General features: G+C 56.9%; 19 protein-coding genes. 4 read left to right on the forward strand and 15 right to left on the reverse strand.

Annotated elements, in window-relative coordinates:
* Nucleotides 1-37: 37 nt before the first annotated feature.
* The 8 genes from LJN55_RS18375 to rppH form a co-directional block, all read right to left on the reverse strand.
* Nucleotides 38-355: a prepilin-type N-terminal cleavage/methylation domain-containing protein gene (locus LJN55_RS18375; protein WP_167863294.1), complete on the reverse strand. Its 318-nt coding sequence runs from the start codon at nt 353-355 to the stop codon at nt 38-40.
* Nucleotides 345-758 (reverse strand): DUF2509 family protein, encoded by a 414-nt coding sequence (locus LJN55_RS18380; RefSeq protein ID WP_171149557.1) that lies wholly within the window; start codon nt 756-758, stop codon nt 345-347. The genes LJN55_RS18375 and LJN55_RS18380 overlap by 11 nt, the downstream gene beginning before the upstream one ends.
* Nucleotides 758-1,309 (reverse strand): prepilin peptidase-dependent protein, encoded by a 552-nt coding sequence (locus LJN55_RS18385; RefSeq protein ID WP_133846077.1) that lies wholly within the window; start codon nt 1,307-1,309, stop codon nt 758-760. Before LJN55_RS18385 ends, LJN55_RS18380 begins: the two co-directional genes overlap by 1 nt.
* A complete protein-coding gene (locus LJN55_RS18390) occupies nt 1,300-1,761 on the reverse strand; it encodes a prepilin-type N-terminal cleavage/methylation domain-containing protein (protein ID WP_159337924.1) in 462 nt (153 codons plus the stop codon). The genes LJN55_RS18385 and LJN55_RS18390 overlap by 10 nt, the downstream gene beginning before the upstream one ends.
* Before the next feature lie 237 nt (nt 1,762-1,998).
* The gene (thyA, locus tag LJN55_RS18395; RefSeq protein ID WP_133846079.1) at nt 1,999-2,793 is read right to left on the reverse strand and encodes a thymidylate synthase; all 795 of its coding nucleotides are present in this window, start codon (nt 2,791-2,793) and stop codon (nt 1,999-2,001) included.
* Nucleotides 2,790-3,668: a prolipoprotein diacylglyceryl transferase gene (lgt, locus tag LJN55_RS18400; RefSeq protein WP_133846080.1), complete on the reverse strand. Its 879-nt coding sequence runs from the start codon at nt 3,666-3,668 to the stop codon at nt 2,790-2,792. Before lgt ends, thyA begins: the two co-directional genes overlap by 4 nt.
* Nucleotides 3,669-3,809: 141 nt before the next feature.
* Nucleotides 3,810-6,056 (reverse strand): phosphoenolpyruvate--protein phosphotransferase, encoded by a 2,247-nt coding sequence (gene ptsP / locus LJN55_RS18405; protein WP_133846081.1) that lies wholly within the window; start codon nt 6,054-6,056, stop codon nt 3,810-3,812.
* 12 nt (nt 6,057-6,068) lie between these two features.
* Nucleotides 6,069-6,596 carry an RNA pyrophosphohydrolase gene (rppH, locus tag LJN55_RS18410; protein WP_133846082.1) on the reverse strand — a complete coding sequence of 176 codons (528 nt, stop codon included), beginning with the start codon at nt 6,594-6,596 and terminating at the stop codon, nt 6,069-6,071.
* Between the two features lie 685 nt (nt 6,597-7,281).
* Here rppH and mutH point away from each other — a divergent pair.
* The 4 genes from mutH to LJN55_RS18430 all read left to right on the forward strand — a co-directional run bounded on the left by mutH (nt 7,282) and on the right by LJN55_RS18430 (nt 10,458).
* Entirely contained in the window at nt 7,282-7,968 is a 687-nt protein-coding gene (gene mutH / locus LJN55_RS18415; RefSeq protein ID WP_374760154.1) for a DNA mismatch repair endonuclease MutH, read from the forward strand.
* Nucleotides 7,969-8,067: 99 nt separating this feature from the next.
* Nucleotides 8,068-8,778 carry a TerC family protein gene (locus LJN55_RS18420; protein WP_133846084.1) on the forward strand — a complete coding sequence of 237 codons (711 nt, stop codon included), beginning with the start codon at nt 8,068-8,070 and terminating at the stop codon, nt 8,776-8,778.
* Nucleotides 8,779-8,954: 176 nt separating this feature from the next.
* Complete coding sequence (locus LJN55_RS18425) at nt 8,955-9,170, forward strand: YgdI/YgdR family lipoprotein (RefSeq protein WP_133846085.1); 216 nt, start codon at nt 8,955-8,957, stop codon at nt 9,168-9,170.
* Between the two features lie 247 nt (nt 9,171-9,417).
* The gene (locus LJN55_RS18430) at nt 9,418-10,458 is read left to right on the forward strand and encodes an NADP(H)-dependent aldo-keto reductase (RefSeq protein WP_133846086.1); all 1,041 of its coding nucleotides are present in this window, start codon (nt 9,418-9,420) and stop codon (nt 10,456-10,458) included.
* Between the two features lie 48 nt (nt 10,459-10,506).
* Here LJN55_RS18430 and lplT read toward each other — a convergent pair whose 3' ends face one another.
* From lplT to LJN55_RS18465, 7 genes are all read right to left on the reverse strand, one after another.
* Nucleotides 10,507-11,724, reverse strand: coding sequence for a lysophospholipid transporter LplT (gene lplT, locus LJN55_RS18435; RefSeq protein ID WP_227535010.1), 1,218 nt, complete (start codon nt 11,722-11,724; stop codon nt 10,507-10,509).
* Nucleotides 11,721-13,877, reverse strand: coding sequence for a bifunctional acyl-ACP--phospholipid O-acyltransferase/long-chain-fatty-acid--ACP ligase (gene aas, locus LJN55_RS18440; RefSeq protein WP_159337916.1), 2,157 nt, complete (start codon nt 13,875-13,877; stop codon nt 11,721-11,723). Before aas ends, lplT begins: the two co-directional genes overlap by 4 nt.
* Before the next feature lie 127 nt (nt 13,878-14,004).
* Nucleotides 14,005-15,558, reverse strand: a complete 1,554-nt coding sequence (locus LJN55_RS18445) for a methyl-accepting chemotaxis protein (RefSeq protein WP_227535012.1) — start codon at nt 15,556-15,558, stop codon at nt 14,005-14,007.
* Between the two features lie 101 nt (nt 15,559-15,659).
* Nucleotides 15,660-17,051 (reverse strand): efflux transporter outer membrane subunit, encoded by a 1,392-nt coding sequence (locus LJN55_RS18450; RefSeq protein ID WP_227535014.1) that lies wholly within the window; start codon nt 17,049-17,051, stop codon nt 15,660-15,662.
* A gap of 16 nt (nt 17,052-17,067) precedes the next feature.
* Nucleotides 17,068-20,166, reverse strand: a complete 3,099-nt coding sequence (locus LJN55_RS18455; RefSeq protein ID WP_227535016.1) for a multidrug efflux RND transporter permease subunit — start codon at nt 20,164-20,166, stop codon at nt 17,068-17,070.
* Nucleotides 20,163-23,354 (reverse strand): efflux RND transporter permease subunit, encoded by a 3,192-nt coding sequence (locus LJN55_RS18460; protein WP_133846092.1) that lies wholly within the window; start codon nt 23,352-23,354, stop codon nt 20,163-20,165. Before LJN55_RS18460 ends, LJN55_RS18455 begins: the two co-directional genes overlap by 4 nt.
* Nucleotides 23,351-24,586, reverse strand: a complete 1,236-nt coding sequence (locus LJN55_RS18465; RefSeq protein ID WP_227535017.1) for an MdtA/MuxA family multidrug efflux RND transporter periplasmic adaptor subunit — start codon at nt 24,584-24,586, stop codon at nt 23,351-23,353. Before LJN55_RS18465 ends, LJN55_RS18460 begins: the two co-directional genes overlap by 4 nt.
* Nucleotides 24,587-24,929: the final 343 nt, after the last annotated feature.

A 24,929-nucleotide genomic window follows, 5' to 3' on the forward strand; every position in this document is an offset into this window, starting at 1 on the left:
TGTAACCCGATAAGCCCGGCTTGCAAATGTCACTATGTTATCGGTTTCTCTCATCGCACTGGAGGTGCGTCAGTTCGGCACGCCGCCCGGCGGGGCTGATTGCCTGCACGGTGATCAGTTGGCAACCCTGTGGGCCGCTACGTGACTGTTGCTGTATTTGCCAGCCTGCGGTCGCCTTCCCCTCTCGTCGCTGGAAAGCCTGCCACCAGGCATCGCGCTGCTGCCACTGCCAGTGGAAACCCTGCCCCAGCACCTGCTGGTAGTGCAGCAACGCCGTGTAACTCAGGCTGAACAACAGCAGAGAAAACAGGATTTCCACCAGGCTAAATCCCTGCTGCGTGTGACTAGTTGACATCGCAGGCCCCCTCCCCGGTCAAGGGGCAGTAATCCAGCCAGCCGTGCGGCTGTGCCTGTAAAGTCCCGTTCGCTTGCTGACCGACCCAGCGATAAAGTGCCAGCGTATCTGGCCCACTGTCACCGCGCAGTAATTGATCAACGGGCTGAAAACAGGCACGCCAGTGATGCTCCGCTTGCTGCTGGCAATGCCACTCTTCAGCCGCAACCCAGTGCAAACGTTCGCCCCAGGCCAGGGCGGACATCGCCCCGGTAAACTGCTGAAGGTAATGTCGTTCATCGCCCACCTGGCTCATTGAATCATCAAGCTGCCGTCGTGTGGTGTTCAGCATCAGAGTTCCCATCAGCAGGATCATCATCACCATAACGAGTGCCCCGCTACCCCGCTGTGTCGATGTCTGCATCACAGATTCTCCGCCGTCAGCCAGTGTTCCAGATCGCGCACGATACCCGGATCGCGCTGCGCAAAACCACTGAGGCTGACCTTGATCTGGCGCCCTGTCTGGACCAGCTGAAAAACACGGATGCCAACGCGCCGGGGGTCATTCAGCCTTTCCCAACCGCCGCCCTGGCAGTCTGTGACGCCACGCTGCATTTCCAGACTGGTGCCACGCAGACGGTAACCATAAACTTCACTGTCCTCACGCCCCGGCGCTTCCCAGCGGCCATTACTGTTTTCATCCCAGCGCACCAGCAGGCATCCCGCTGAGATGTGTAACCCGGGTTGTGCAGCATCACGGCAGTTGCCGTGGCAGTACCCGGCACGCCGCACGGCTTTTTCCAGGGTGTGCATGATCTGCTGAAGATCCTCATGCAGTTGGGTCTGCATCATGAGACGCAGGTTTTGTGCCTGAAGCTGCGGCAGCGTGCGCGCCGCTGACAGCATTAACATGCTGCCAATCGCCATCGCCATCAGCATTTCCAGCAGCGTGAATCCCTGGGCCTTCATCGACAGTTCTCTTCAGAGGGTGAACAGATGCGTACCCGTCCACGAGACGAGACAACAATCCGCCGCTTACCGGCTGCGTTGCCGATTAAAATACTGCCGGGATGGGCGGTATTTTTCTTGCCATAAAACCCTAAATCGCTGGTGACCAGCTCAACGCTCACGCCGGGGTGCGGTGCACGTAACGTATGTTTTGTGATGCTCAGACAATCTGCCGTCCCCGCCCCCAGGCACCAGCGCCCGGCGGATTTCAGCCACAAGAGATGCACAGTATTGTGCCAGTTGGCATCACTGCGCAGCCGTTGCAGCAGACGCTGGATCTGCTGGGCACTGTCGTTCAGTTGCTGCCGCTGCTGCCAGCTGTGCCAGCCGCTCCATGCGCCCAGGCTCAGCAGACTGACAATCGTCACTACCACCATCATTTCCAGCAGGGTAAACCCGCGCACGTTTTTCGTTTTCATGCACGACAGTGTGCGCTTTCCGTTCGCTCAAACCAGCGGCAGTTGGCAGGGTTGCGCGCCGTCTTCCAGACTGATTGCCCACTTGCATGTGCTTTCATTCAGATGACAAGAAGGCTCTTAATGTTGGGGAAAATACAGGGAGGTGAACAAGCCAGTGAGGAGAGATAAAACGGTAACATCAACAACAGAGAGGGTTTTGTCGAAAGGTGATGCCCCCGGTTAAGGGGGCATGCAGGTCTAGATTGCGACCGGGGCTTTAATTGCCGGATGCGGATCGTAGCCTTCAATCTCGAAGTCGTCGAAACGATAGTCGAAGAGGGAAGCCGGTTTACGTTTGATCACCAGCTTCGGCAGCGCACGCGGCTCACGCGTTAACTGCAAACGCGTCTGCTCAAGGTGGTTGCTGTACAGATGAGTATCCCCGCCCGTCCAGACAAAATCACCGACTTCCAGGTCACACTGCTGCGCCATCATATGCACCAGCAGCGCATAGCTGGCGATGTTAAACGGCAGGCCGAGGAAGATATCGCAGGAGCGCTGATAAAGCTGGCAAGAGAGCTTGCCATCAGCCACGTAGAACTGGAAAAACGCATGACAGGGTGCCAGCGCCATCTGATCCAGCTCACCGACATTCCAGGCGGAAACAATGATGCGACGGGAGTCCGGGTCGCTTTTCAGCTGTTCGACCACTTTCGTCAGCTGGTCAATCTGAGCACCATCGGGTGCTCCCCAGCTGCGCCACTGTTTGCCGTAAACCGGGCCAAGATCGCCATTTTCATCAGCCCACTCGTCCCAGATCGAGACCTTATTTTCTTTCAGGTACGCGATGTTGGTGTCACCGTTCAGGAACCACAGCAGCTCATGAATAATCGAGCGCAGATGGCACTTTTTGGTGGTAACCAGCGGGAAACCTTCCTGCAAATTGAAACGCATCTGATGACCAAAAATCGACAATGTGCCGGTGCCGGTACGATCATTTTTCGGCGTGCCCTGGTCGAGCACATGCTGCATTAACGCCAGATACTGTTTCATTTTTCCTCACGAAGCTGTGGCTGCGGACGACGACGATACGCCCAAATCATCATAATCACGCCAGCCACAATCATTGGTACAGAGAGGATCTGCCCCATGCTGATGCCGCTGAACAGGCCAAGCTGCTGGTCAGGCTGACGGAAGAATTCAACGATAATACGGAACGCACCGTAGCCAATCAGGAACAGCCCGGATACCGCGCCCATCGGGCGAGATTTACGAATGAAGACGTTGAGGATGATAAACAGCACGATACCTTCAAGGATCAGCTCATAAAGCTGTGAAGGATGACGTGGCAATACACCGTAGGTTGACAGCAGCTGCTGCCATTCAGGATGGGTTGCGACCAGGGCGATATCTTCGCTACGCGAGCCTGGGAACAGCATCGCCCACGGCAGATTGGGGTCAACGCGGCCCCACAGCTCACCGTTAATAAAGTTGCCGAGTCGGCCAGCACCCAACCCAAATGGGATCAGCGGTGCCATAAAATCAGAAACCTGGAAGAAATTGCGTTTGGTGCGCCAGGCGAAGATCAGCATCACCACGATCACCCCAATCAGGCCTCCGTGGAAAGACATGCCGCCATCCCAGACTTTAAACAGGTACAGCGGGTTATCCAGGAACAGCGGCATATTGTAGAACAACACATAGCCGATACGCCCGCCGAGGAAGACACCCAGGAAACCGGCATACAGCAGATTTTCTACTTCTTCTTTTTTCCATCCGCTACCCGGTTTGTTAGCACGGCGAACTGCCAGCCACATCGCGAAAACGAAACCCACCAGGTACATCAGTCCGTACCAGTGCAGTGAAACCGGTCCGATGGAGAAAATCACCGGATCAAATTGAGGGAAAGCCAGATAGCCGTTATTCATCTTTCACCATTAGTAAAGTCAGTCCTGACAGGCAGCCGCACACTCCGGGGCTGCATAAGGCGCGCATCATAGCATAATGCGAATTATTGCGGCCTGAGCTAACTGTAAACTTTGTTAAGCAAACGCTGCCAAAAAACACGGTTAACGGCCACCACGAATCAGGCCGCCTAAACCTCGCCGCTCCATAAACGAGGCCACCAGATGACGTACCTCTGTCGCGAACTGGGCTTCCATACCCCGTTGCGCCAGGACTTGTGCATCTTCATGCTCAAGATGGCTCAGCAGGTATTTTACGCGTGCCACGTTGCGACCATTCATACTGAGATGGTGATAACCCATGCCCACTAACAGCGCCACGCACATGGTATCACCGGCCATTTCACCGCACAGACAGAGTTCGATACCGGCGCGTTGGGTTTCATCCGCAATACTTTTTAATGCCCGCAGCATCGCCGGATGCAGGCTGTCATACAGACTGGCCACCCGGGTATTGTTACGGTCAACCGCCAGCAGATACTGTGTCAGATCGTTGGTGCCCACAGAGACAAAATCGACGCGCCCCTTAAGCTGCCCGATCATAAAGATCATGGAGGGGACTTCGATCATGATGCCAATGCGCGGCTGTGGAATAACATAGCCGAGCATCTCTTCCACTTCACGCGCAGCACGTGCGATCAGGCGGCGGGCCTCATCGATCTCTTCCAGACTGGTGATCATCGGCAGCAGAATATTCAGATTGCCGCTGGCGACATTGGCACGCAACATGGCGCGCAGTTGCACCAGGAAGATCTCCGGTTGATCCAGCGTCAGACGAATACCGCGCCAGCCAAGACAAGGGTTTTCTTCACTGATGGGCATATAGGGTAGCTGTTTATCCGCCCCCACATCCAGAGTACGCAGGGTCACCGGCTTATCCAGGAACAGTTGCAACATGCCCTGGTACTGCGCCACCTGCTCTTCTTCCGATGGAAAACCGTTTTGCAGCATAAACGGAATTTCGGTGCGATACAGACCCACACCGTCCACCCGGTTCCCTACCATCTTCTCGTGTTCGGCGCTTAGGCCTGCGTTGAGCATCACTTTTACCGGCTCACCGCTTTTCAGCGCGCCGGGCAGGAAGACAAAATCCTCCGCCAGCAGGCTCAGTTCATTCTCTTCGCTGATCAGCCGCTGATATTCCTGCACCAGCACGGGTTCAGGATCGACCAGCAGTTCGCCACGATAGCCGTCAACGATCAGCAGATGCCCTTTCATCAGCTCGGGCTGGATGTCAGCACCCATCACCGTTGGGATGCCCATCGCCCGCACCATAATCGCGGCATGCGAGTTGGCGGCACCATCGCGCACCACCACCCCCGCCAGGCGGTCACGCGGCAGCTCGGCCAACGTGGTGGCGGTCAGCTCATCGGCCACCAGTACAAAGCGCTCAGGCCAGGTGTTAGTGCCCTGCATGGTGTCATCGAGGTGAAACAGCAGACGCTGCCCCAGCACGCGCAAATCGCCTGCACGCTCACGCAGATAGCTGTCCTGCAAGCTGGCAAACTGCGCGGCGAATTTTTCAATGACTTTTTTAACCGCCCACTCGGCCACCGATCCGGCATCGATTTCCGCCAGCAGGTCTTTTTTCAGCCGGGCATCACTTAAGAGGTGTGAATAGAGATCGAAGATCGCCGCACTCTCTTTGTGCATGCTGGCAGTAAAACGCTTGCTGTAACGACGAAACTCGTTCGAGGCTTCACTCATGGCGAGCGCGAGGCGTTCGCGTTCTCGCACGGTATCGAGGGTCGATGCCGCGAAGACGTTTTCCAGTGAAGGCTGGCTAGAGTCGACCCAACCCTCCGCTACCGCAACGCCAGGCGCCGCCGCCAGCGCACGAATGCGGGTTTGACGGTACTGGCCAAACAGGGCATTAAGCTGTGACTGTGAGAGGATCGCTGCCATTTGCGTGGCCAGCGTAACCAGAAAAGACTCTTCACTTTCGTCGAACTGACGATGTTCGCGCTGCTGAACCACCAGCACGCCAAGCAACTGGCGACGGCTGATAATCGGCACGCCAAGAAAGGAACGGAAGCGCTCCTCTTTCACCGAAGGAATATATTTGAAGCTGGGGTGACTCTGCGCATCGGCGAGGTTAATGGGCTCTGCAAGCCGCCCTACTAAGCCAACGATACCTTCATCAAATGCCAGGGCAACAGTGCGCCCACGCGGCTTTTTTAGCCCACGGGTAGCCATCAGGTAATAGCAGCGACGATCGTGATCCGCGAGATAGACCGAACAGACTTCGGTTTGCATCGCCACACAGATTTCGTTAACCAGAATATCCAGCGCCTCGGTAAGCCGGGGCGCTGCCGCCACTTTCTCAACTATTTCGCGTAGCTGTGTGAGCATAATCTACGTGGCTTAACCTCTCTTCCGTCGAAAACCTGGCGCATTTCGCTGTACGGTATTCTCCTGCAGGGGCATAACCACACTGGCAAACTCTTTCATCACGCGGCGGTAAACATCGCGTTTAAAAGAGACCACCTGGCGTACCGGATACCAAAAGCTCACCCAACGCCAGCCGTCGAACTCTGGCGTGCTGCTGGTTTGCATATTGATATCCGCGTCATTGCACATCAACTGCAGAAGATACCACTTCTGTTTTTGGCCGATACAAACCGGCTTTGTGTCCCAACGCACCAAACGTTTTGGCAACTTATATCGTAACCAGTTACGGGTGGATGCAAGGATGCGGACATCCTTGCGGTTCAAACCGACTTCCTCGAAAAGTTCGCGGTACATCGCCTGCTCCGCCGTCTCCCCTGCGTTAATACCGCCCTGGGGAAACTGCCAGGAGTGCTGACCAAAACGTCTGGCCCACAACACCTGTCCCTGCCTGTTACAAATTACGATACCAACATTCGGGCGGTAGCCATCATCATCGATCACCGGACTACCTCAAACTAAAACTGGATGTTCTGATTGTTTCATACTCCTTACAGACGGTAAACCACTGCTTTTAGGGGATGTGACTGCATCCGGCTGGGATAACTTGCCCTTTTTTGCAAAGTTATAAACAGATACCCGGATAAAAATGCGATCTTATTCACGTTTTCTGTGGATAGCTTTGTGCAGAACTCTGTTAACAGGTGGGGAAAACTTTTTGACTGGCACAGAGCGACTTTTTTAAAACTAAGAATAACCCCCTATTAATCATCATCTTTTGCCGTTAACCACAGGCTTTCAACCGCTTGTCATTTGGCTGTCATCATCCGATGATCGCCAACTGGTGAAAGATCGAACGCCTTGCACGTTATCCACAGAATATGCCGATTAGTTAGGCATGAAAAAGGTAAAATAGTGGAAAAGAGCCAACGTCAAGGCTGTAAATGGAAACAGTATTATTATAAAAAGTGAGTTATCCCACTTTTCTGTGGATAACTACCCCGGTGATCCTGTTCATTGTCGGTGGCAAGCCGGGTAAAACTGTAGAGAGAGGCTTTTTTTTACGTACCTGATGCAATAAAAAAACATGATTTATCATGCTATTATTGGTGTTTTCCCCAGACCTGTCCGGGATATTTTCTCTGTGGGCAAATGACGGCTATTTTTTGAACAGATTACGGACGTGATGATGACTGGTGATCTCTACCTCGTTTCTCCGCCAGAAAATGAAGACGAACTGATGGCGCGCGCCGCCGCACTGGCCGGTTATACGCTGGGCGAACTGGCAGCGCGCATCCACCTGCCCATCCCACGCGATTTAAAACGCGACAAAGGCTGGGTTGGCCTGTTGCTGGAACGCTACCTCGGCGCCAGCGCAGGCAGTAAGCCAGAGCAGGATTTTGCCGGGATTGGCATTGAGCTGAAAACGATTCCGGTTGATGCCAGCGGCCGCCCGCTGGAAACCACGTTTGTCTGCGTGGCACCGCTGACCGGCAACAGCGGCGTCACCTGGCATAACAGCCACGTACGCCATAAGCTAACGCGGGTACTCTGGGTGCCCGTGGAGGGTGACCGCGCTATTCCACTGGAACAGCGCCATGTGGGCGCGCCCTTATTATGGAGCCCGGATGCCACAGAGGAGTTGCAGTTGCAGCGCGACTGGGAAGAACTGATGGATATGATCGTGCTGGGCCAGGTTGAGCAGATTACCGCACGTCACGGGGAGTTCCTGCAAATCCGGCCGAAAGCGGCGAACAGTAAAGCGCTGACAGAGGGAATTGGCCGTGACGGGCAGCCGATCATGACGCTGCCACGGGGTTTTTACCTGAAGAAAACCTTTACCGGCCCGCTGCTGGCCCGGCATTTTCTGCTATAAAAAACCCCTGTAAAGATTTTCCCGCTGCTGTAAACCTTAGGTATAATCGTCGTTTAGCTTTCGTTTAACTTTTATTAGAATTTAGGATGCAACATTACCATGTTTGACTGGATTGCCGATCCCAATGCCTGGTTAGCGCTCGGTACGCTAACGATCCTCGAAATTGTCCTCGGGATTGATAATATTATTTTCCTCTCGCTGGTGGTGGCAAAACTGCCTAAGCATCAACAGAATACCGCCCGCCGTATCGGTCTGGCTGGCGCCATGTTGATGCGTCTTGGCCTGCTGGCCTCGATTGCATGGGTTATCCGCCTGACGGACCCGCTGTTTACGCTGATGGATCATGCATTCTCAGCGCGCGATCTGATTCTGCTGTTTGGTGGATTATTCCTGCTGTGGAAGTCGAGCATGGAAATTCATGAAACCATTGAAGGTGGCGGCGGTGAGCACAACACCAATGTGCATTCATTTATCGGCGCTATCGTGCAGATCATGCTGCTGGATATTATCTTCAGCCTTGATTCCGTCATTACTGCCGTGGGCCTCTCCGACCATCTGGTTATTATGATGGCTGCCGTGGTGATCGCGGTACTGGTGATGATGTTTGCCGCGCGTGCTATCGGTGATTTTGTTGACAGACATCCGTCGGTGAAAATGCTGGCGCTGGCGTTCCTGATCCTCGTGGGTTTCACGCTGATGCTGGAAAGCTTCAATATTCACATTCCTAAAGGCTACATCTATTTCGCCATGTTCTTCTCTATGGCGGTGGAATGCCTCAATCTGGCACGCAATAAAAAACGTCCGCTGTAACATCACCTCCTTACCCGGCCTGTCGGGCTGGGTAAGGAAATAGTGGTGATGCAATGTCAATGGTGTGTTGTGCGCACGATCCATTTTCAGACTCATACTATTATCGCTACAGGGAAAATAGTTTATTACTACACTTATGCTGAAGTGTTGAGTAATGAAGAGTAAGGGAGACAACGATGAAGTGGATTTTTAGCGCAGCGGTGCTGGGCATGGCAGTATTAGCGAGTGGTTGCAGCAGTAATTATGTGATGGCAACCAAAGACGGCAAGATGATTATGACCGACGGTAAGCCGCAGATTGATAAAGATACCGGTCTGGTGAAATATACCGACGATTCCGGCCACGAACTGCAAATTAACGGTGATGAAGTCTCGTCCATCGTTGAGCGTTAATTTTTAACGCAACAGTCCCATCATTCATTCGAGTTGCAGAATCAATCGACTTCTGCGACTTGATACAGGATGAGTTTCAAGCGGCCTTTATAGCACTTCCCGATAAATACCCTCTTCCCCCACCCGCGCTGCACGGTTATAGTCGAAAACCGGGTTTTTGGCGTAACCTGCCAGCCCCAGGCAAAAAGCCCCTGTTGCGGACGCCCTGATGTCCCTGACCTTTGACGAATGAAAAAGGAAGCCGGCCATGCATTATCACCGTATCCCTCACAGCACCCTGGAAGTCAGTTCCCTGGGGCTGGGCACCATGACGTTTGGTGAGCAAAACAGCGAAGCCGACGCCCATGCACAACTGGATTTAGCCCTCAGCCGCGGGATCAACCTGATTGATACCGCCGAAATGTACCCTGTGCCACCCCGCCCGGAAACCCAGGGCCTGACCGAGCAATATATCGGCAGTTGGCTGAAGGCCCGTGGCAACCGCGATAAAGTCATTCTCGCCTCTAAAGTCTCCGGCCCGGTACGCGGTGCCGATGCCTCTATCCGGCCAAATCAGGCGCTGGATCGCAAGAATATTCGTACGGCGCTGGATGCCAGCCTGAAACGTTTGAACACCGACTATCTCGACTTATACCAACTGCACTGGCCGCAGCGCCAGACCAACTATTTTGGCAAGCTGAACTATCAGTACACCGATAACGCCGCCACCGTGACGCTGCTGGAGACGCTGGAAGCGCTGACTGAGCAGGTGCGCGCAGGTAAAATTCGCTATATCGGCGTATCCAATGAGACGCCGTGGGGCGTGATGCGCTATCTGCAACTGGCAGAGAAGCATGAACTGCCGCGTATTGTCAGCATTCAGAATCCCTACAGCCTGTTAAACCGTAGCTTTGAACTGGGGCTGGCAGAGATCAGCCAGCACGAAGGGGTTGAACTGCTGGCTTACTCCAGCCTGGCGTTTGGCACCCTGAGTGGCAAATACCTTAACGGCGCGAAACCTGCCGGGGCGCGTAATACGCTGTTCAGTCGCTTTACCCGTTACAGTAGCGAGCAGTCGAATCAGGCAGTAGCCGAGTATGTCGCGCTGGCGAAGCAACACGGGTTAGATCCGTCACAGATGGCGCTGGCCTTCGTGCGTCAGCAGCCATTTGTTGCCAGCACCCTGTTGGGCGCCACCACGCTGGAACAGCTGAAGATCAATATTGACAGCTATGATGTCACGCTGAATGAAGAGGTGATTGAAGGGCTGGAAGCGATTCACCGTCGCTACACCTACCCGGCACCATAAGAACCGCAGGCAGGGCGATCGTTCGCCCTGCCTGGTCTGACTGCCCCGTCAGAGCTGACGGGTAACTTTGCGTTTCTGCGCCAACTGCCAGCCCCACAGCACCGCAATCGCCAGCGCAAACAGCGCACCAAAGCCAACGCCTGTCGCCACTGGCGGCGCACCAAACTTAATCGCCAGCGTGTAAAGCCCAAGCATCAGCAGCATCGCGGTGTTCTCACCCAGATTCTGTACTGCCACCGCATTCCCCGTGCCTACCGACTCTTTGCCACGCATCTGCAATAACGCGTTAAGCGGTACGACGAAGAAGCCGCCGAGCATCCCGATAATCACCAGCAGCACATACGCATTGATGGCCTGCTGCTGTAATGAGAAGAACAGCACCGCCACGCCAATCAGTACACCCGCAGGCATACAGCGTCCCACGGTTTTTAACGTCACCAGCTTCGCTGCGGCAATGGCGCCGAAGACGATCCCAATCGCCACCATCGCATTCAGCAGCGTCGGCGTTTTATTGTCGCTAATCCCCAGCGCCACCGGCACCCACAGCACCAGCAGGAAACGCAACGTCACGCCCGCGCCCCAGAACATACTGGTACCCACCAGTGAGAAACGGGTTTCGCCATCACGCCACAGGGTACCACAGGCGCGGAAGAAGCTGGCCGACATGCGGGCCGGATGCCATGACTGACCGCCGCGTGCGACCGCCAGTTTTGGGATCAGCACATTCGCCGCCACCGCCAGCGCATAAGCCAGCACGCAGGCCACCAGCGCCGCCGTCAGATTCCAGTCAGCAAGAAACCCACCCGCCACCGATCCCAGCAGGATAGCGGCAATGGTGGAGGACTCCATCAGACCGTTGGCTTTCACCAGCGTGTCACCGCCGGTCAGCTCCCCGAGAATGCCGTATTTCGCCGGAGAATAGGCCGCCGCACCAATCCCCACCAGGCTGTAGCCGAGGAACGGGTCAAAACCAAAACAGATCACCAATGCGCCCAGTAGCTTGAGAGCATTGGCAAACATCATGACCCGCCCTTTGGCAAAGCTGTCGGCCAGTTGCCCGACAAACGGGGCCAGCAGGATGTAGGTGGCCACAAACATCATTTGCAGCACCGGCTGGCTCCACTCCGGGTAGACCAGTGATTTCATCACAGCCAGCGTGGCAAACAGCAGCGCATTGTCACCAAATGCGGAGAAGAACTGCGCCACAATCACCGCCATCATGCCCTTGGACAATAGCGGCTGACCACTCACCTGGGATGTGCTCATGCCTGTTCCTCCGACTTTTCAGCCATTTCACGCAGAGTGACGAAATCCGGTTTACCGCTGCCCAGCAGCGGCAGCTGTGACAACACGCGAATATCACGGGGAACAGCCAGCTCAGGGCTGCCCAGTTCACGCGCCGCACGGGTCAACTGTTCGCGGGTCAGGCTGGCATCGGTGGTAAACAGCACCAGAGCCTCGCCGCGATTACCGTCCGGTTTGATGGTTGCCGCATGCTGTTTCTCCCCTGAGGCTTTCAGCGCAATCAGTTCAACACTTTCCAGCGAGACCATCTCTCCGGCAATTTTCGCAAAGCGCTTCACGCGCCCCTGAATCTGACAGAAACCGCCCTCATCAAAGCTGACGATATCGCCGGTGTCATACCAGCCAGCGTCCATCTGACCTTCGCCGTTATCCGCCTGAGGCGCTTCCAGCACGCCAGGGCGCTCAACGCGCAGATAGCCTTTCATAATGTTCGGGCCACGCAGCTGTAACAGACCGCCCTGCTCGATCCCCGGTACAGAAACCAGGCGCGAATCCATGCCCGGCAGGATGCGACCCACGGTGTGGGATTTCGCGGCCATCGGCACGTTGATCGCCACCACTGGCGCGCACTCCGTTACACCATACCCCTCAAGAATACGGATGCCGTATTTCTCCATCCACAGTTCACGGGTCTGGTTTTGCAGCTTCTCCGCCCCCGCCACCACGTAACGTAAACGGGCAAAGTCATACGGACTGGCAAAACGCGCATAGTTCCCCAGGAAAGTGGAGGTGCCAAACAGCACGGTGCAGTTACGGTCATAAACCAGCTCCGGCACAATGCGATAGTGCAGCGGGCTGGGATAGAGAAACACTTCCGCACCCGTCATCAGCGGGGTAAACAGGCCCACCGTCAGGCCAAAGGCGTGGAACAGTGGCAACGCCGACATAAAACGATCGCGCGGCGTAAAGTCAGCCACGGTGCGGATCTGTTCAACGTTCGCCAGCAGGCTTTTATGCGAATGCACCACCCCTTTCGGGTGGCCTTCAGAGCCGGAGGTAAACAGCACCATCGCGGCGTCTTCCGGCTGCTGCGGCACCTGTGCCCGGGAAGGCATCAGCAGATGGCGCAGGATCCACAGTTTGTCCTGAGTTGTGACGGTATCTTTCAGATCTTCGAGGTAAATCCACTGCACCTGAGGGATGCCTTCCGGCAGATGCCACAGCTTGCCTTTGTCGAGGAACTGACGCGAGGTGAACACCGTTTTCACTTCAGATGCGGTCAGAGCGCTGGTCAGCCCTTTCACGCCTGCGGTGTAGTTCAGCATCGCCGGGATACGCCCGCGCATTGATGCACCGAGGATTGCCGCTGCCGTGACGGTGGCATTCGGCAGTAACAGGCCGATATATTCCCCCGGCTGGCTGTAGCGTTCCAGAATACGCCCCACTCCGAGCGACTTTTTCAACAGCCCGGTGTAGCTGTCAGGTTTAAAATTGACGTCTTCCACGCAGGGTTTAAACAATCCATAGCGGGTGCGTGCGGCCAGGAAGGCCTGGTACAGTGTTTCACGCGGACGTACCGCCATGCGGGCTTCCATCATGATGTGATGCAGATGCTCACCCGCCAGGCGACGACGATCGCGCGCACGCGGTGCTTCGGGCATCGGAATTATCGTCGCAGGCAGTACGGTCAGAGTGATACGTGGAAACAGACGGCGTTTAAACACACCGGCGAGGCGGCCAAACAGGGTGTATTCGGCACCTTCAATGCGCAGCGGCACTACGGTCGCCTGCGATTTTGCCGCGACAAAACCCGCACCATCGTAGATTTTCATCAGCGACCCGGTCACGGTAATACGCCCTTCCGGGAAGATCACCACCGGGCGCCCCTGGCCAATCAGCCGCACCAGGTGTTTGATGGACATCGGTTTGGTCGGGTCGAGGGGAACGAAGTCGATCACCGAGCGCAGCGCACGCATATACCACTGTTCGCTGATAGAGGAGTAGACGGCAAATACGGGTTTCACCGGCAGGAAAACCGCCAGCAGGATGCCATCAATGAATGACATATGGTTCGGGGTGATCAAGACCTTCTCTTTATAAAGCCCGGAGAGATCGCCCGTCAGGCGGGCACCAAACAGCACCCGTAGCAGAAAACGCAACACAGAGAACAGCATGCTTTGTCCTTTTTCGCTGTAACAAATTGCGTTAACGATGCAGCAAAGGTGCGGACAACTCAATATCTAATACTTTTTTCCTGTTTCTCCGCTAACGGGGCAAGCACTTCGCCCCGTTAGCCCCGGATTAAATTTTAAACACCGCCATCGCCTGCACCAGCTGCTGGCTCTGATCTTCCAGTGAACGGGTGGCCACGGCAGACTCTTCTACCAGTGCGGCATTCTGCTGCGCCACCTCTTCCATCTGGCTGACGGCAACGTTCACCTGGTCAATGCCCTGGCTCTGTTCACGCGAGGCATTGGCGATCTCCCCCATCAGCACATTGATGCTGGCGATCTGCCCGGCGATGGTATTCATGGTGTCGCTGGCTTTAGCGGTCAGTTGCGATCCGGTATCCACGCGGCTGCGTGAGTCGGCAATCAGTGCGTGGATCTCTTTCGAGGCCTGCGCACTGCGTTGAGCCAGGGTACGCACTTCATTCGCCACCACCGCGAAGCCACGCCCCTGCTCGCCGGCACGTGCGGCTTCTACTGAGGCATTCAACGCCAGGATATTGGTCTGGAAAGCGATACCATCGATCACTTCAAGAATGCTGGCAATACGATCGGAGCTGCGGGAAATCTCCTTCATATTATTCATCACATCACTCATCAGATGGTTACCGGCACTGGCCGTACCCGAGACATTTTCCGACAGTTCATGACCATGACGGGCATTTTCAGCATTATGTTTTACTGTTGCCGTTAGCTGTTCCATGCTGGCGGCGGTCTCTTCCAGCGAGGATGCAGAAATTTCGGTACGGCGCGACAGATCGTCATTACCGTTCGCCAGCTCGGCACTGCCCGTTTCAATCGCCAGGCTGGCATCACGCACCCGGCTGACCGAGTTCATCAGTGACTGCTGCATCAGCGCCAGTCCGGCATTCAGGCGGCCCAGTTCATTGCTGCCCGCTTCCGGCAGCGGCCTTGTCAGGTCACCGCTGGCAATAAACTCCAGCTGATTCACCGCCTGATTCAGCGGTTTCAGCAACATCACCCGCAGTACCATCCACCCCATTGCAATCAGCACCAGCGTCAGCACAAAGCAGATAGCGATCAACACCAGCATCCGCGTACGGTCGGCGCTGGCCTGCTCCAGCTGCTGCTGCCCGGTTAACTGGGCATAATCAAAGAAGGCTTTGTTGGCCTGGTCGAAGGCAATGCCCAGCGGGCGCAGACGGGTATCAATCATGGCGTAATAGGTGGTGAGGTCACGCTGTTGCAGAGCCTCAATCATCGGTTTCAGCCCTTCGCTCATATACGTCTGGTAGGCACGGTTAATATCCTCTCCGAGCGCTTCGCCCTTGCCGCTGCCTTTGACGGCGGTAAAGAAGTGCGCAAGGTCATCATGGGCAGCCGCCGCATACTTGCCTGCACGTTCAGCCGCAGCGGCCCCTTCCGGCAATTTACCCAGTTCAATATTCCGCACCGCCAGTGAAGCCACCACGCGGATACGCTGCATGTTGGTGTTACTGCTGGCAAGGTTGCCTAGCTGCACGCCCTGGGTCAGGTTGACCGCATTCAGCGCATCGTAAGATTTACCAATCGCCACCACGCCCAGTACGCTAACCACCAGCAGGATCAGTGCCATAAGCGCGAGCAGGAGAAGCAACCCGGTACGAATCGAGAGATTTTTGATCATGATATTTTCCGCAGGTGAAGTTTTTTTTAGGCTATAGCGGGTATATCGGCAGGAAGAGAGGATAACTGTAGGGGCGGGCCCATGCCCGCCCACGCCCCATACTACGGCGTTTTCCAGCCGCCACCGGTTGCTACAATCAGCTGCACGCTGGTCACCCACTGGGTGCTTTGCAGTGTCAGCAGGCTCTGCTGCTGGGTCAGGCTGGTATTCTCGGTGGTGGCCACGTCGAGATAGTCGATCATTCCGGCCTGATACTGATTGTTAGTGACGCGTGCGGACTCCTGTGCTGAGGCCGCCGCACGCTGCTGCGCCTGCATTTCCGCTTCGAAGGTGCGCAGTGCCACCAGATAGTTTTCGACCTCTTCAAAGCCGGACAACACGGTCTGCCGATAGCTGGCCACATCCGCATCGTACGCGGCGCGTGCCTGATCCACTTTCGCGGAGGTGGCACCGAAATCAAGCAGCGTACCGCTCAGGCTGGGTCCCAGCGACCAGACGCGATTGGGTAAGGTCAGCAGATGACTGAAGCTGGAGCCGGAATAGCCCGCGCTGGCGCTGAGCGTCAGATCCGGGTAGTAACCGGCAATCGCCACGCCCACGGCGGCATTGGCGGCGGCCACCGTGCGTTCTGCCTGGGCGATATCCGGGCGACGTTGCAGTAAATCTGCCGGCAATGTCACTGGCGCCGCCGGCAGTGTGGCCTGAAGTGGTGCCACTGCGAGGCTGAACTCTGCCGGGGTTTTCCCCAGCAGTACCGCAATCGCATGTTCAAGCTGAGCACGTTGCCAGCTGAGATCCAGCGCCGAAGCCCGTGCGCTTTCAAGCTGGGTTTCCGCCTGCGCCAGGGTGCCGCGTGATTCACTGCCTGCCTGGTATTTATTCTGGATAACCGTCAGGTAGCGCTGATAGGCATCCACGCTTTTCTGATACAGCGCGATGCGCTGGTCAAGAATGCGCAGCTGGAAATAGTCCTGTGCCAGTGTTGACTGTGCGCTGAGGGTAATATTCGCCAGTTCGGCCGCGCTGGCCTCTGCGCTGGCCCGGTTCTCCTCCAGCGTGCGACGCAGTTTGCCCCAGAGATCCAGCTCCCAGGACGCGGAGGCTTGCAATGCGTGGCTGTTACTGACCGACTGACCGCTGGTGCTGGTGGTGGCAGATGCCCCGCTGCGCGTCGAACTGTCCGTCCCGGTGACCGTTGGCAGCAGATCGCTGCGCGATTCTGAGGCCAGCGCCAGCGCCTGGCGGTACAGGGCTTCATACTGCGCCACGTTCTGATTCGAAATCTTCACCTGACGCAGCAGGCTATCCAGCGTGCTGTCGTGATACACCGCCCACCAGTCGCCTTTGCTGAGCTGATCCTGCGGCGTGGCCTGCTGCCAGCCTTTGGCCTCTTTATACTGCAACGCGGTCGGGGCTGTCGGGCGCTGGTAATCCGGGCCAACGGCACATCCGCCAATCAGCAATGCCAGTACAAGAGGAGTGAGTTTTTTCATTTTCATCATTATTGAGTTATTCAGCATGACGCAGGCGCAGCCACTGACGTCGTGTGGCACGACTGACGCGGTCAAGATAGAGGTACACCACCGGAGTAGTGAATAAGGTCAGTAACTGGCTCAGGGCCAGGCCACCGGCAATCGCCAGCCCCAGCGGGCTGCGCAGATCGGCATCTCCCCCGCTGCCCAGCGCCAGCGGCAGTGCGCCGAAGAACGCCGCCAGGGTGGTCATCATTATCGGACGGAAGCGCATCAGACAGGCCTGAATGATCGCCTGTTGTGGTGTCATTCCTTGCTTACGTTCGGCCGCCAGCGCAAAGTCGATCATCATAATGGCGTTCTTTTTCACGATGCCAATCAACAACAGGATGCCGATCAGCGCGATCACCGTCAGCTCCGTGCCGGTTAACAGCATCAGCAGCAGCGCGCCCACCCCGGCGGACGGCAGCGTGGAGAGAATGGTTAACGGATGAATATAACTTTCATACAGCATCCCCAGCACGATATACACCGCAGCCAGCGCCGCGAGGATCAACCACGGCATTGAGGCATTCAGCTCGGCAAAGGCCTGCGCGGTGCCGGCAAAACCGGCCTGAATGGTGTTCGGCAGGCCAATTTTTGCCATCGCCGTTTTCACTGCCGCCTGCGCCGCTTCAAGGGATGCACCGTCCTGGAGGTTAAAGGCAATGGTGCTGGTGGCCGACTGCCCCTGATGGTTAACCGATAACGGTGCATTGCTGCCGCTAATGCTGGCAAAAGCCGAAAGCGGAATGCGATCGCCGCTGTCATTGACCACAAACAGCGTGTTGAGCGTATCCGGGTCGCGCGTCCATTCCGGGCTGAGTGACATCACCACATGATACTGATTCAGCGTTTTGTAAAGCGTGGCAACCTGACGCTGGCTGAAGGCGTTATTCAGCATGTCATCCAGCATCTGCACATCCACGCCCAGCCGGGTGGCGCGGTCACGATCGATAGTGATCATCACTTCCTGCCCGCCGGTCTGCGAGTCAGAGTCAATGCTGGTCAGCAGGGGGATCTGCTCCAGCGCCGCCTTCACTTTCGGTGTCCAGATACGTAGCGTATCCAGATCGTCAGCCTGCAGGCTGTATTGATACGAGGCATTCGCACTGCGCCCGCCGATATGCAGATCCTGCGCCGCCATCAGGAACAGCTCCACGCCAGGCACATTCTGGGTTTTACCGCTGAGGCGGTTGGCCACTTCGCTGGCACTGGCATCACGCTGGTCGAAATCTTTCAGATGGACGAAAAACATGGCGGTATTACGCGAGCCAAATGCCCCGCTGCCCATCGAAGACATCACACCATCCACCGCCGGATCTTTTTCGATCATCGCTGCATAGGCTTTTACTTTCGGTTCCATCGCCTGGAATGAGACGTTCTGATCGGCACGCATCATGCCCATCAGCAGCCCGGTATCCTGGTTCGGGAAGAACCCCTTCTGCACCACCGAATAGAGAAAGACGTTAAGGATTACGGTCAGCAGCAGGCTGAACATCGTCAGGCGCTGATGGCGCATCACCCATGTCAGCGCAGCGGCATAGGCAGCCAGCAGGCGGTTGAGGCCATTTTCAATCCACTGATAGAGCGGATGTGGGCGTTTCGTCACCGCCGGTTTACGCTTCAGCAGACGCGAACAGAGCATCGGGGTCAGGCTGAGTGAGACCAGCATGGAGATAATCAGTGAGGCGGTGAGCGTCACGGCAAACTCGCGGAACAGGCGCCCGACAATACTGCCCATCAGCAGGATCGGGATAAACACCGCCACCAACGACAGCGTCATCGACAGCACGGTGAAACTCACTTCCTGCGCACCTTTGATCGAGGCGCGCACCGGGCTGAGCCCCTCTTCGATGTAGCGGGTGATATTTTCCAGCACCACGATGGCATCATCCACCACAAATCCGGTGGCGATAATCAGCGCCATCAACGACAGGTTATCGAGGCTGTAACCGCACAGATACATCACCGCGCAGGTGCCAATCAGCGATACCGGCAGCGCCAACGCCGGGATCACCAGCGCACGCACATCGCGCAGGAAAACAAACACCACGCCGATGACCAGCAGCATGGCAATCAGTAAAGTCTCTTCGGTTTCATACAGTGATGCGCGCACGTTGGGTGAACGGTCGACCACAATGGTCAGTTTAACGTCAGCGGGCAGATCTTTTTCAATCAGCGGCAGTTGGGCTTTAATGCCATCGATGGTCTCCAGCATGTTAGCCCCGGCGGAACGGGTCACACCGATGGTCACCGACGGTGAACCGTTATAGAAACCAGCGCTGTAGTTATCTTCCACGGAATCAGACACCTTAGCGACATCGCTCAGGTGAATGGCACGCCCGTTGCTGTAGCTGACCACCAAATTACGGTACTGGCTGGCCTGATCGAGCTGGCCGTTGCCGTCCACCATCCATGACTGGCTTTTCCCTTCCAGCCTCCCTTTCGGCAAATTGGTGGTGCTGTTAGCGATGGCTTCACGCACGCTGTCCAGTGACACACCCGCCTGGCTTAACTGCTGAGGTTGCAGGTCAATTCGCACCGCAGGCAGGGCACTCCCGCGCAGGGAAACATCCCCCACGCCCGTCACCTGGGCGATCTTCTGTTTGATTTTACTGTCGGCCAGATCGTACAGCTCAGCGCTGGTGCGCGTGGTGGAGGACAGCGCCATCATCAGTACCGGGGCATCGGACGGGTTGGCTTTCTGGTAGGTCGGTAGCGACGGCATACTGCTCGGCAGCAGGCTGCGCGCTGCGTTGATGGCAGCCTGCACATCGCGCGCCGCACCGTTAATATCGCGATCGAGGGCAAACTGCAGGATGATATTGGTCGAACCTTGAGAACTCTCCGAGGTCATCTCAGTGATACCGGCAATCTGCCCCAGCGCGCGCTCCAGCGGCGTGGCCACCGTGGCGGCCATCGTTTCCGGGCTGGCCCCCGGCAGATCAGCCGATACCATAATGGTCGGGAAATCCACCGTAGGCAGTGGGGCGACCGGCAGCAGGCGATAGCCCAGCGCCCCCAGCAGCACCAGCGCCAGCGTGAGTAACAGCGTGGCAACCGGGCGGAAAATAAACAGACGCGTCACACTCATTCACGCCCCCGTGCGGCGTCTGAGCGGCGCAGATAACGTTTCATGCGCAGTGACAGTCCATCAAACCACAGGTAGATCACCGGGGTGGAGAACAGTGTCAGCACCTGGCTGAAGATCAGCCCGCCAACAATCACCAGGCCCAGCGGCTGACGCAGCTCTGCACCCGAACCGGAAGCCAGCATCAGCGGCAGCGCACCCAGCAATGCCGCCATGGTGGTCATCAGAATCGGACGGAAGCGCAGCAGGCAGGCCTGGTGGATCGCCTCACGGGGGCTGAGGTGCTGCTTGTGCTCGGCCTCCAGCGCAAAGTCGATCATCATAATGGCGTTCTTTTTCACAATGCCGATCAGCAGGATCACCCCGATCAGTGCGATCAGGCTGAATTCGGTATCCGCCAGCATCAGCGTCAGCAGCGCCCCTACCGCCGCCGACGGCAGCGTGGAGAGAATGGTCACCGGGTGAATAAAGCTCTCGTAAAGAATACCCAGTACCACATACATGGTCAGCAGCGCTGCGAGGATCAGCCACAGCGTATTGCCGGTTGCACTCTGGAATGCCGCCGCTTCGCCCTGATAACGCAGGGTAATCGACTGCGGCACCGCCAGTGAAGTGCTCTCCTCACTGATGGCCTGCTGCGCCTGTTCCAGCGAATAGCCATCATTGAGATTGAAGGAGACAGTCACCGCCGGGAATTGATTCAGCCGCATATGTACCAGCGATCCGGTACGCAGGTGTATGCTGGCGACCGAGGTCAGTTTCACCATGCCACTGGTGGTGGTGCTCGTTGTGCTGTCCGTTGAACTGCTGCTGGTCGTGCTGGTGCTGGTTGTACTGGTTGATGATGACGCACTGCTGCTGGTTGAGGGTTGCAGATAGATATCATCAAACGAGGCCGGAGACTGCTGGAATGCAGGCGCCACTTCCAGCACCACGCGATACTGATTCGACTGGGTGAAAATGGTGGAGATCAGGCGCTGACCAAAGGCGTTATACAGCGCGGTGTCTACGTCTGAGGCAGTAATGCCGTAACGGGCGGCGGCATCGCGGTTCAGCTCAACGTATGCCACCTGCCCCTGATCCTGCAGGTTACTGACCACCGAGCTGAATTCCGGGCGCTGCTGCAATGCGCTGACCAGCTTCGGGGACCACGCCACCAGGTTCTGGCTATCCGCATCATCAAGCGTCAGTTGGTAGCGATCCGGGGTAACCTGATCGTTCACCGTCAGATCCTGCGCGGATTGCAGATACAGTGAGATGCCCGGCACCCCCGCCGTCGCCTGTTGCAGCTCGGCAATTACGCTGTCGGCGCGTTCATCGCGCTCGTCAAACGACTTGAGGTTAATCTGCAAACGGCCGCTGTTCAGGCTGGTATTACTGCCGTCGATCCCCACCGTCGAAGAGAGGCTTTCGACCGCCGGGTTTTTCAGGATAATTTCCGCCAGCTGCTGCTGACGCCGTGACATCTCTTTAAATGACACATCCTGAGAGGCGACGGTGACGCCCTGGATCAACCCGGTGTCCTGCGCCGGGAAGAACCCCTTCGGCACCACCAGATAGAGCAACGCCGTCAGGGCCAGGGTGGCTAACGCGACACACAGCGTTAGCCGTTGATGGTTGAGGACGACGGTCAGCAAGCGATCATATCCGGCCACCAGCTTGTCAAAGAACTCGCCGCCCTTGCGGTAGAAGCGCGTCTGGCGGTGTGCAGGAATATGGCGCAACAAATAGGCACACAGCATCGGCGTCAGGGTGAGCGACACCAGCATGGAAACCAGTATTGACACTGCCAGCGTGATGGCAAATTCGCGGAACAATCGCCCCACCACATCCCCCATAAACAGCAGCGGGATCAGTACCGCAATCAGCGAGAACGTCAGGGAAATAATGGTAAAGCCAATCTGCTGCGAGCCTTTCAGTGCGGCTTCCATCGGGCTTTCGCCCTTTTCCAGACGGCGGGAGATGTTCTCCACCACCACAATGGCATCATCAATCACGAAACCGGTGGCTACCGTCAGCGCCATCAGCGACAGGTTATTGAGGCTGAATCCGGCGAGATACATCACGCCAAAGGTGCCCACCAGCGACAGCGGCACGGCAACGCTTGGGATCAGCGTCGCCGCAACGTTGCGCAGGAACAGGAAGGTCACCATCACCACCAGCGCAATCGACAGCATCAGCTCAAACTGCACATCGCTAATCGATGCGCGAATGGTCTGGGTACGATCCGACAGCACGGTGACTTTGACGCCGTCCGGCAGCGCGGCCTGGAGTGTCGGCAGCTGCGCTTTAATGCTGTCCACTACCGAAATCACGTTAGCGCCCGGCTGGCGCTGCACGCTGATGACAATCGCCGGTGCGTTATTGGCCCACGCCGACTGATAAGTATTCTCAGCCGCTTCTTCAATGTGCGCCAGGTCGCGCAGACGCAGCGCCGAACCATTTTTCCAGGTCAGGATCAGGTTGCCGTATTCAGCGGCAGTGCGCAGCTGATCGTTGGCATCGATGGTGACCGAATGGTACTGACCATCAAAGCCCCCTTTCGACCCATTGACGTTGCTGTTGCTGACCAGCGTATTGACGTCCTCCAGCGTCAGGCCATGTGCGGCCAGCGCTTTCGGGTCCATCTGCACGCGGATGGCAGGCTGATGCCCCCCGGCCAGCGTCACCATGCCCACCCCGGAAATCTGTGACAGTTTTAGCGCAATACGGGTGTTCACCAAATCCTGCACTTTGGTCAGCGGCAGCGTGTCTGAACTGGCGGCTAAGGTGATCACCGCGCTGTCCGCCGGGTTGACCTTTTTATAGGTCGGCGGATTGGGTAAGTCGGTTGGCAGCAGACTGTCGGCGGCATTGATCGCCGCCTGCACTTCCTGTTCGGCCACATCCAGTGACAAATCGAGAGAGAACTTCAGGCTGATCACCGACGAACCGCTGGAACTGCTGGAGGCCATCTGGCTGAGGCCTGACATCTGCCCAAGCTGGCGCTCCAGCGGTGCCGTCACGGATGAGGCCATCACATCCGGGCTGGCACCGGGATAGAGTGTGGTGACCTGAATGGTCGGATAATCCACCTGCGGCAACGCCGATGTGGAGAGCATACGGTAGGCAAAAATACCGGAAATCAGCACGCCCACCATCAGCAGGATGGTGGCTACCGGGCGTTCGATAAAGATGCGCGATGGGTTCATTGCGCTTTCTTGCCCCCGATAGCGGCGGCCGTCTCTTCGGCGGTGACCACCGAGACTTTACTGCCGTCAGTCAGACGGTCGATGCCTTCTGTCACCACCTGCTGACCGGCGCTGACGCCTTCAAGGATCGCCTGCTGGTCGCTGCCAAACACCGGCCCGGTTTTCACCGCTTTGCGGGTCACCGTGTTGTCTTTATTGACCACGTACACAAAGCTGCCATCGCTGCTCAGTTGCAGCGCTTGCCCGGGGATCACCGTCGCCTGTTTCAGAGTGCTGGTTTGCAGGCGCAGGTTAACAAACTGATTGGGATAGAGCGACTCGTCGAGGTTGGCAAACTGCGCTTTCAGCGTAACGGTGCCTGTGCTGGTATCAATCTGGTTACTGATGAACCGCACTTCCCCCTGCGCCAGCTCGCTGCTACCCTGCTGGTCGAACGCGGTGGCAGGCAGGCTTTGATCGTTGTGCAGTGCTTTCAGCAACGTGGGAATATTGCTCTGCGGCACGCTGAAGGTGACGGCGGCGGGTTGCGTCTGTGTGATGGTCACCAGCCCGGTCGTTGAGCTGCTCTGCACCATATTACCGGCATCCACCAGACGCAGGCCAACGCGCCCGCTGATCGGGGCGGTGATACGCGCATATTCAATATTGAGTCTGGCGGCGTCAATCTGTGCCTGGTCGGCTTTGACCGCCCCGCTGTACTGCCCGACCGTGGCGATCTGGGTGTCGAGGTCCTGACGCGCCAGCGAGTCCTGAGCATACAGTTTTTGATAACGGGCCAGCGTCAGTTGCGCGCTTTTCAGCAGTGCCTGATTTTGGTTCAGATCGCCCTGATACTGCGCCAGCGTTGCCTGGTAGCTGCGCGGGTCGATCTGCGCCAGCACCTGCCCGGCGGCCACTTTCTGCCCCTCTTTGAACCAGACGTGCGTCAGCTGTCCGTCGACACGGCTGGTCACGGTCACCGTCGCATTGGGGATCACCGTACCCAGCGCCGTCAGATAGACCGGCACATCAGCCAGCACCACGGGGCCAGTGTGCACTGGCGTCGTCATGCCCGCCATCGTCTGTCCTGGCCCACCCGGGCCCCCCGGGCCACGCATACCGCCAGGGCCACCGGCTCCGTTCTGACCGTGCGGCCAGAAACGCCAGGCCAGAGCAGCGGCGAGCAATAGCAAAATAACGCAGAGGATGATTTTACGCCGGGCGTGCGACTTCTTCGGGGAGGTAACGGTCATGAGGCTCTGTTCAATAAAATGCAGCAAGAGGATAAACACGCCGGTAATCACCGCCGCGACAGAAATTTAATGTGGGCCAGGCATGCCTGGCCCCTACGCTAACACCGCAACATGCGTAGGTACGCCTACGTGAACACTGCATCATACGTAGGGGTCAGGCACGCCTGGCCACTGCGCTAACACTGTGCAACATGCGTAGGTACGCCTACGTGAACACTGCATCATACGTAGGGGTCAGGCACGCCTGGCCACTGCGCTAACACTGTGCAACATGCGTAGGTACGCCTACGTGAACACTGCATCATACGTAGGGGTCAGGCACACCTGGCCACTGCGCTAACAC

Origin of the sequence: Erwinia rhapontici (assembly GCF_020683125.1) — a bacterium.
Taxonomy (GTDB): domain Bacteria; phylum Pseudomonadota; class Gammaproteobacteria; order Enterobacterales; family Enterobacteriaceae; genus Erwinia; species Erwinia rhapontici.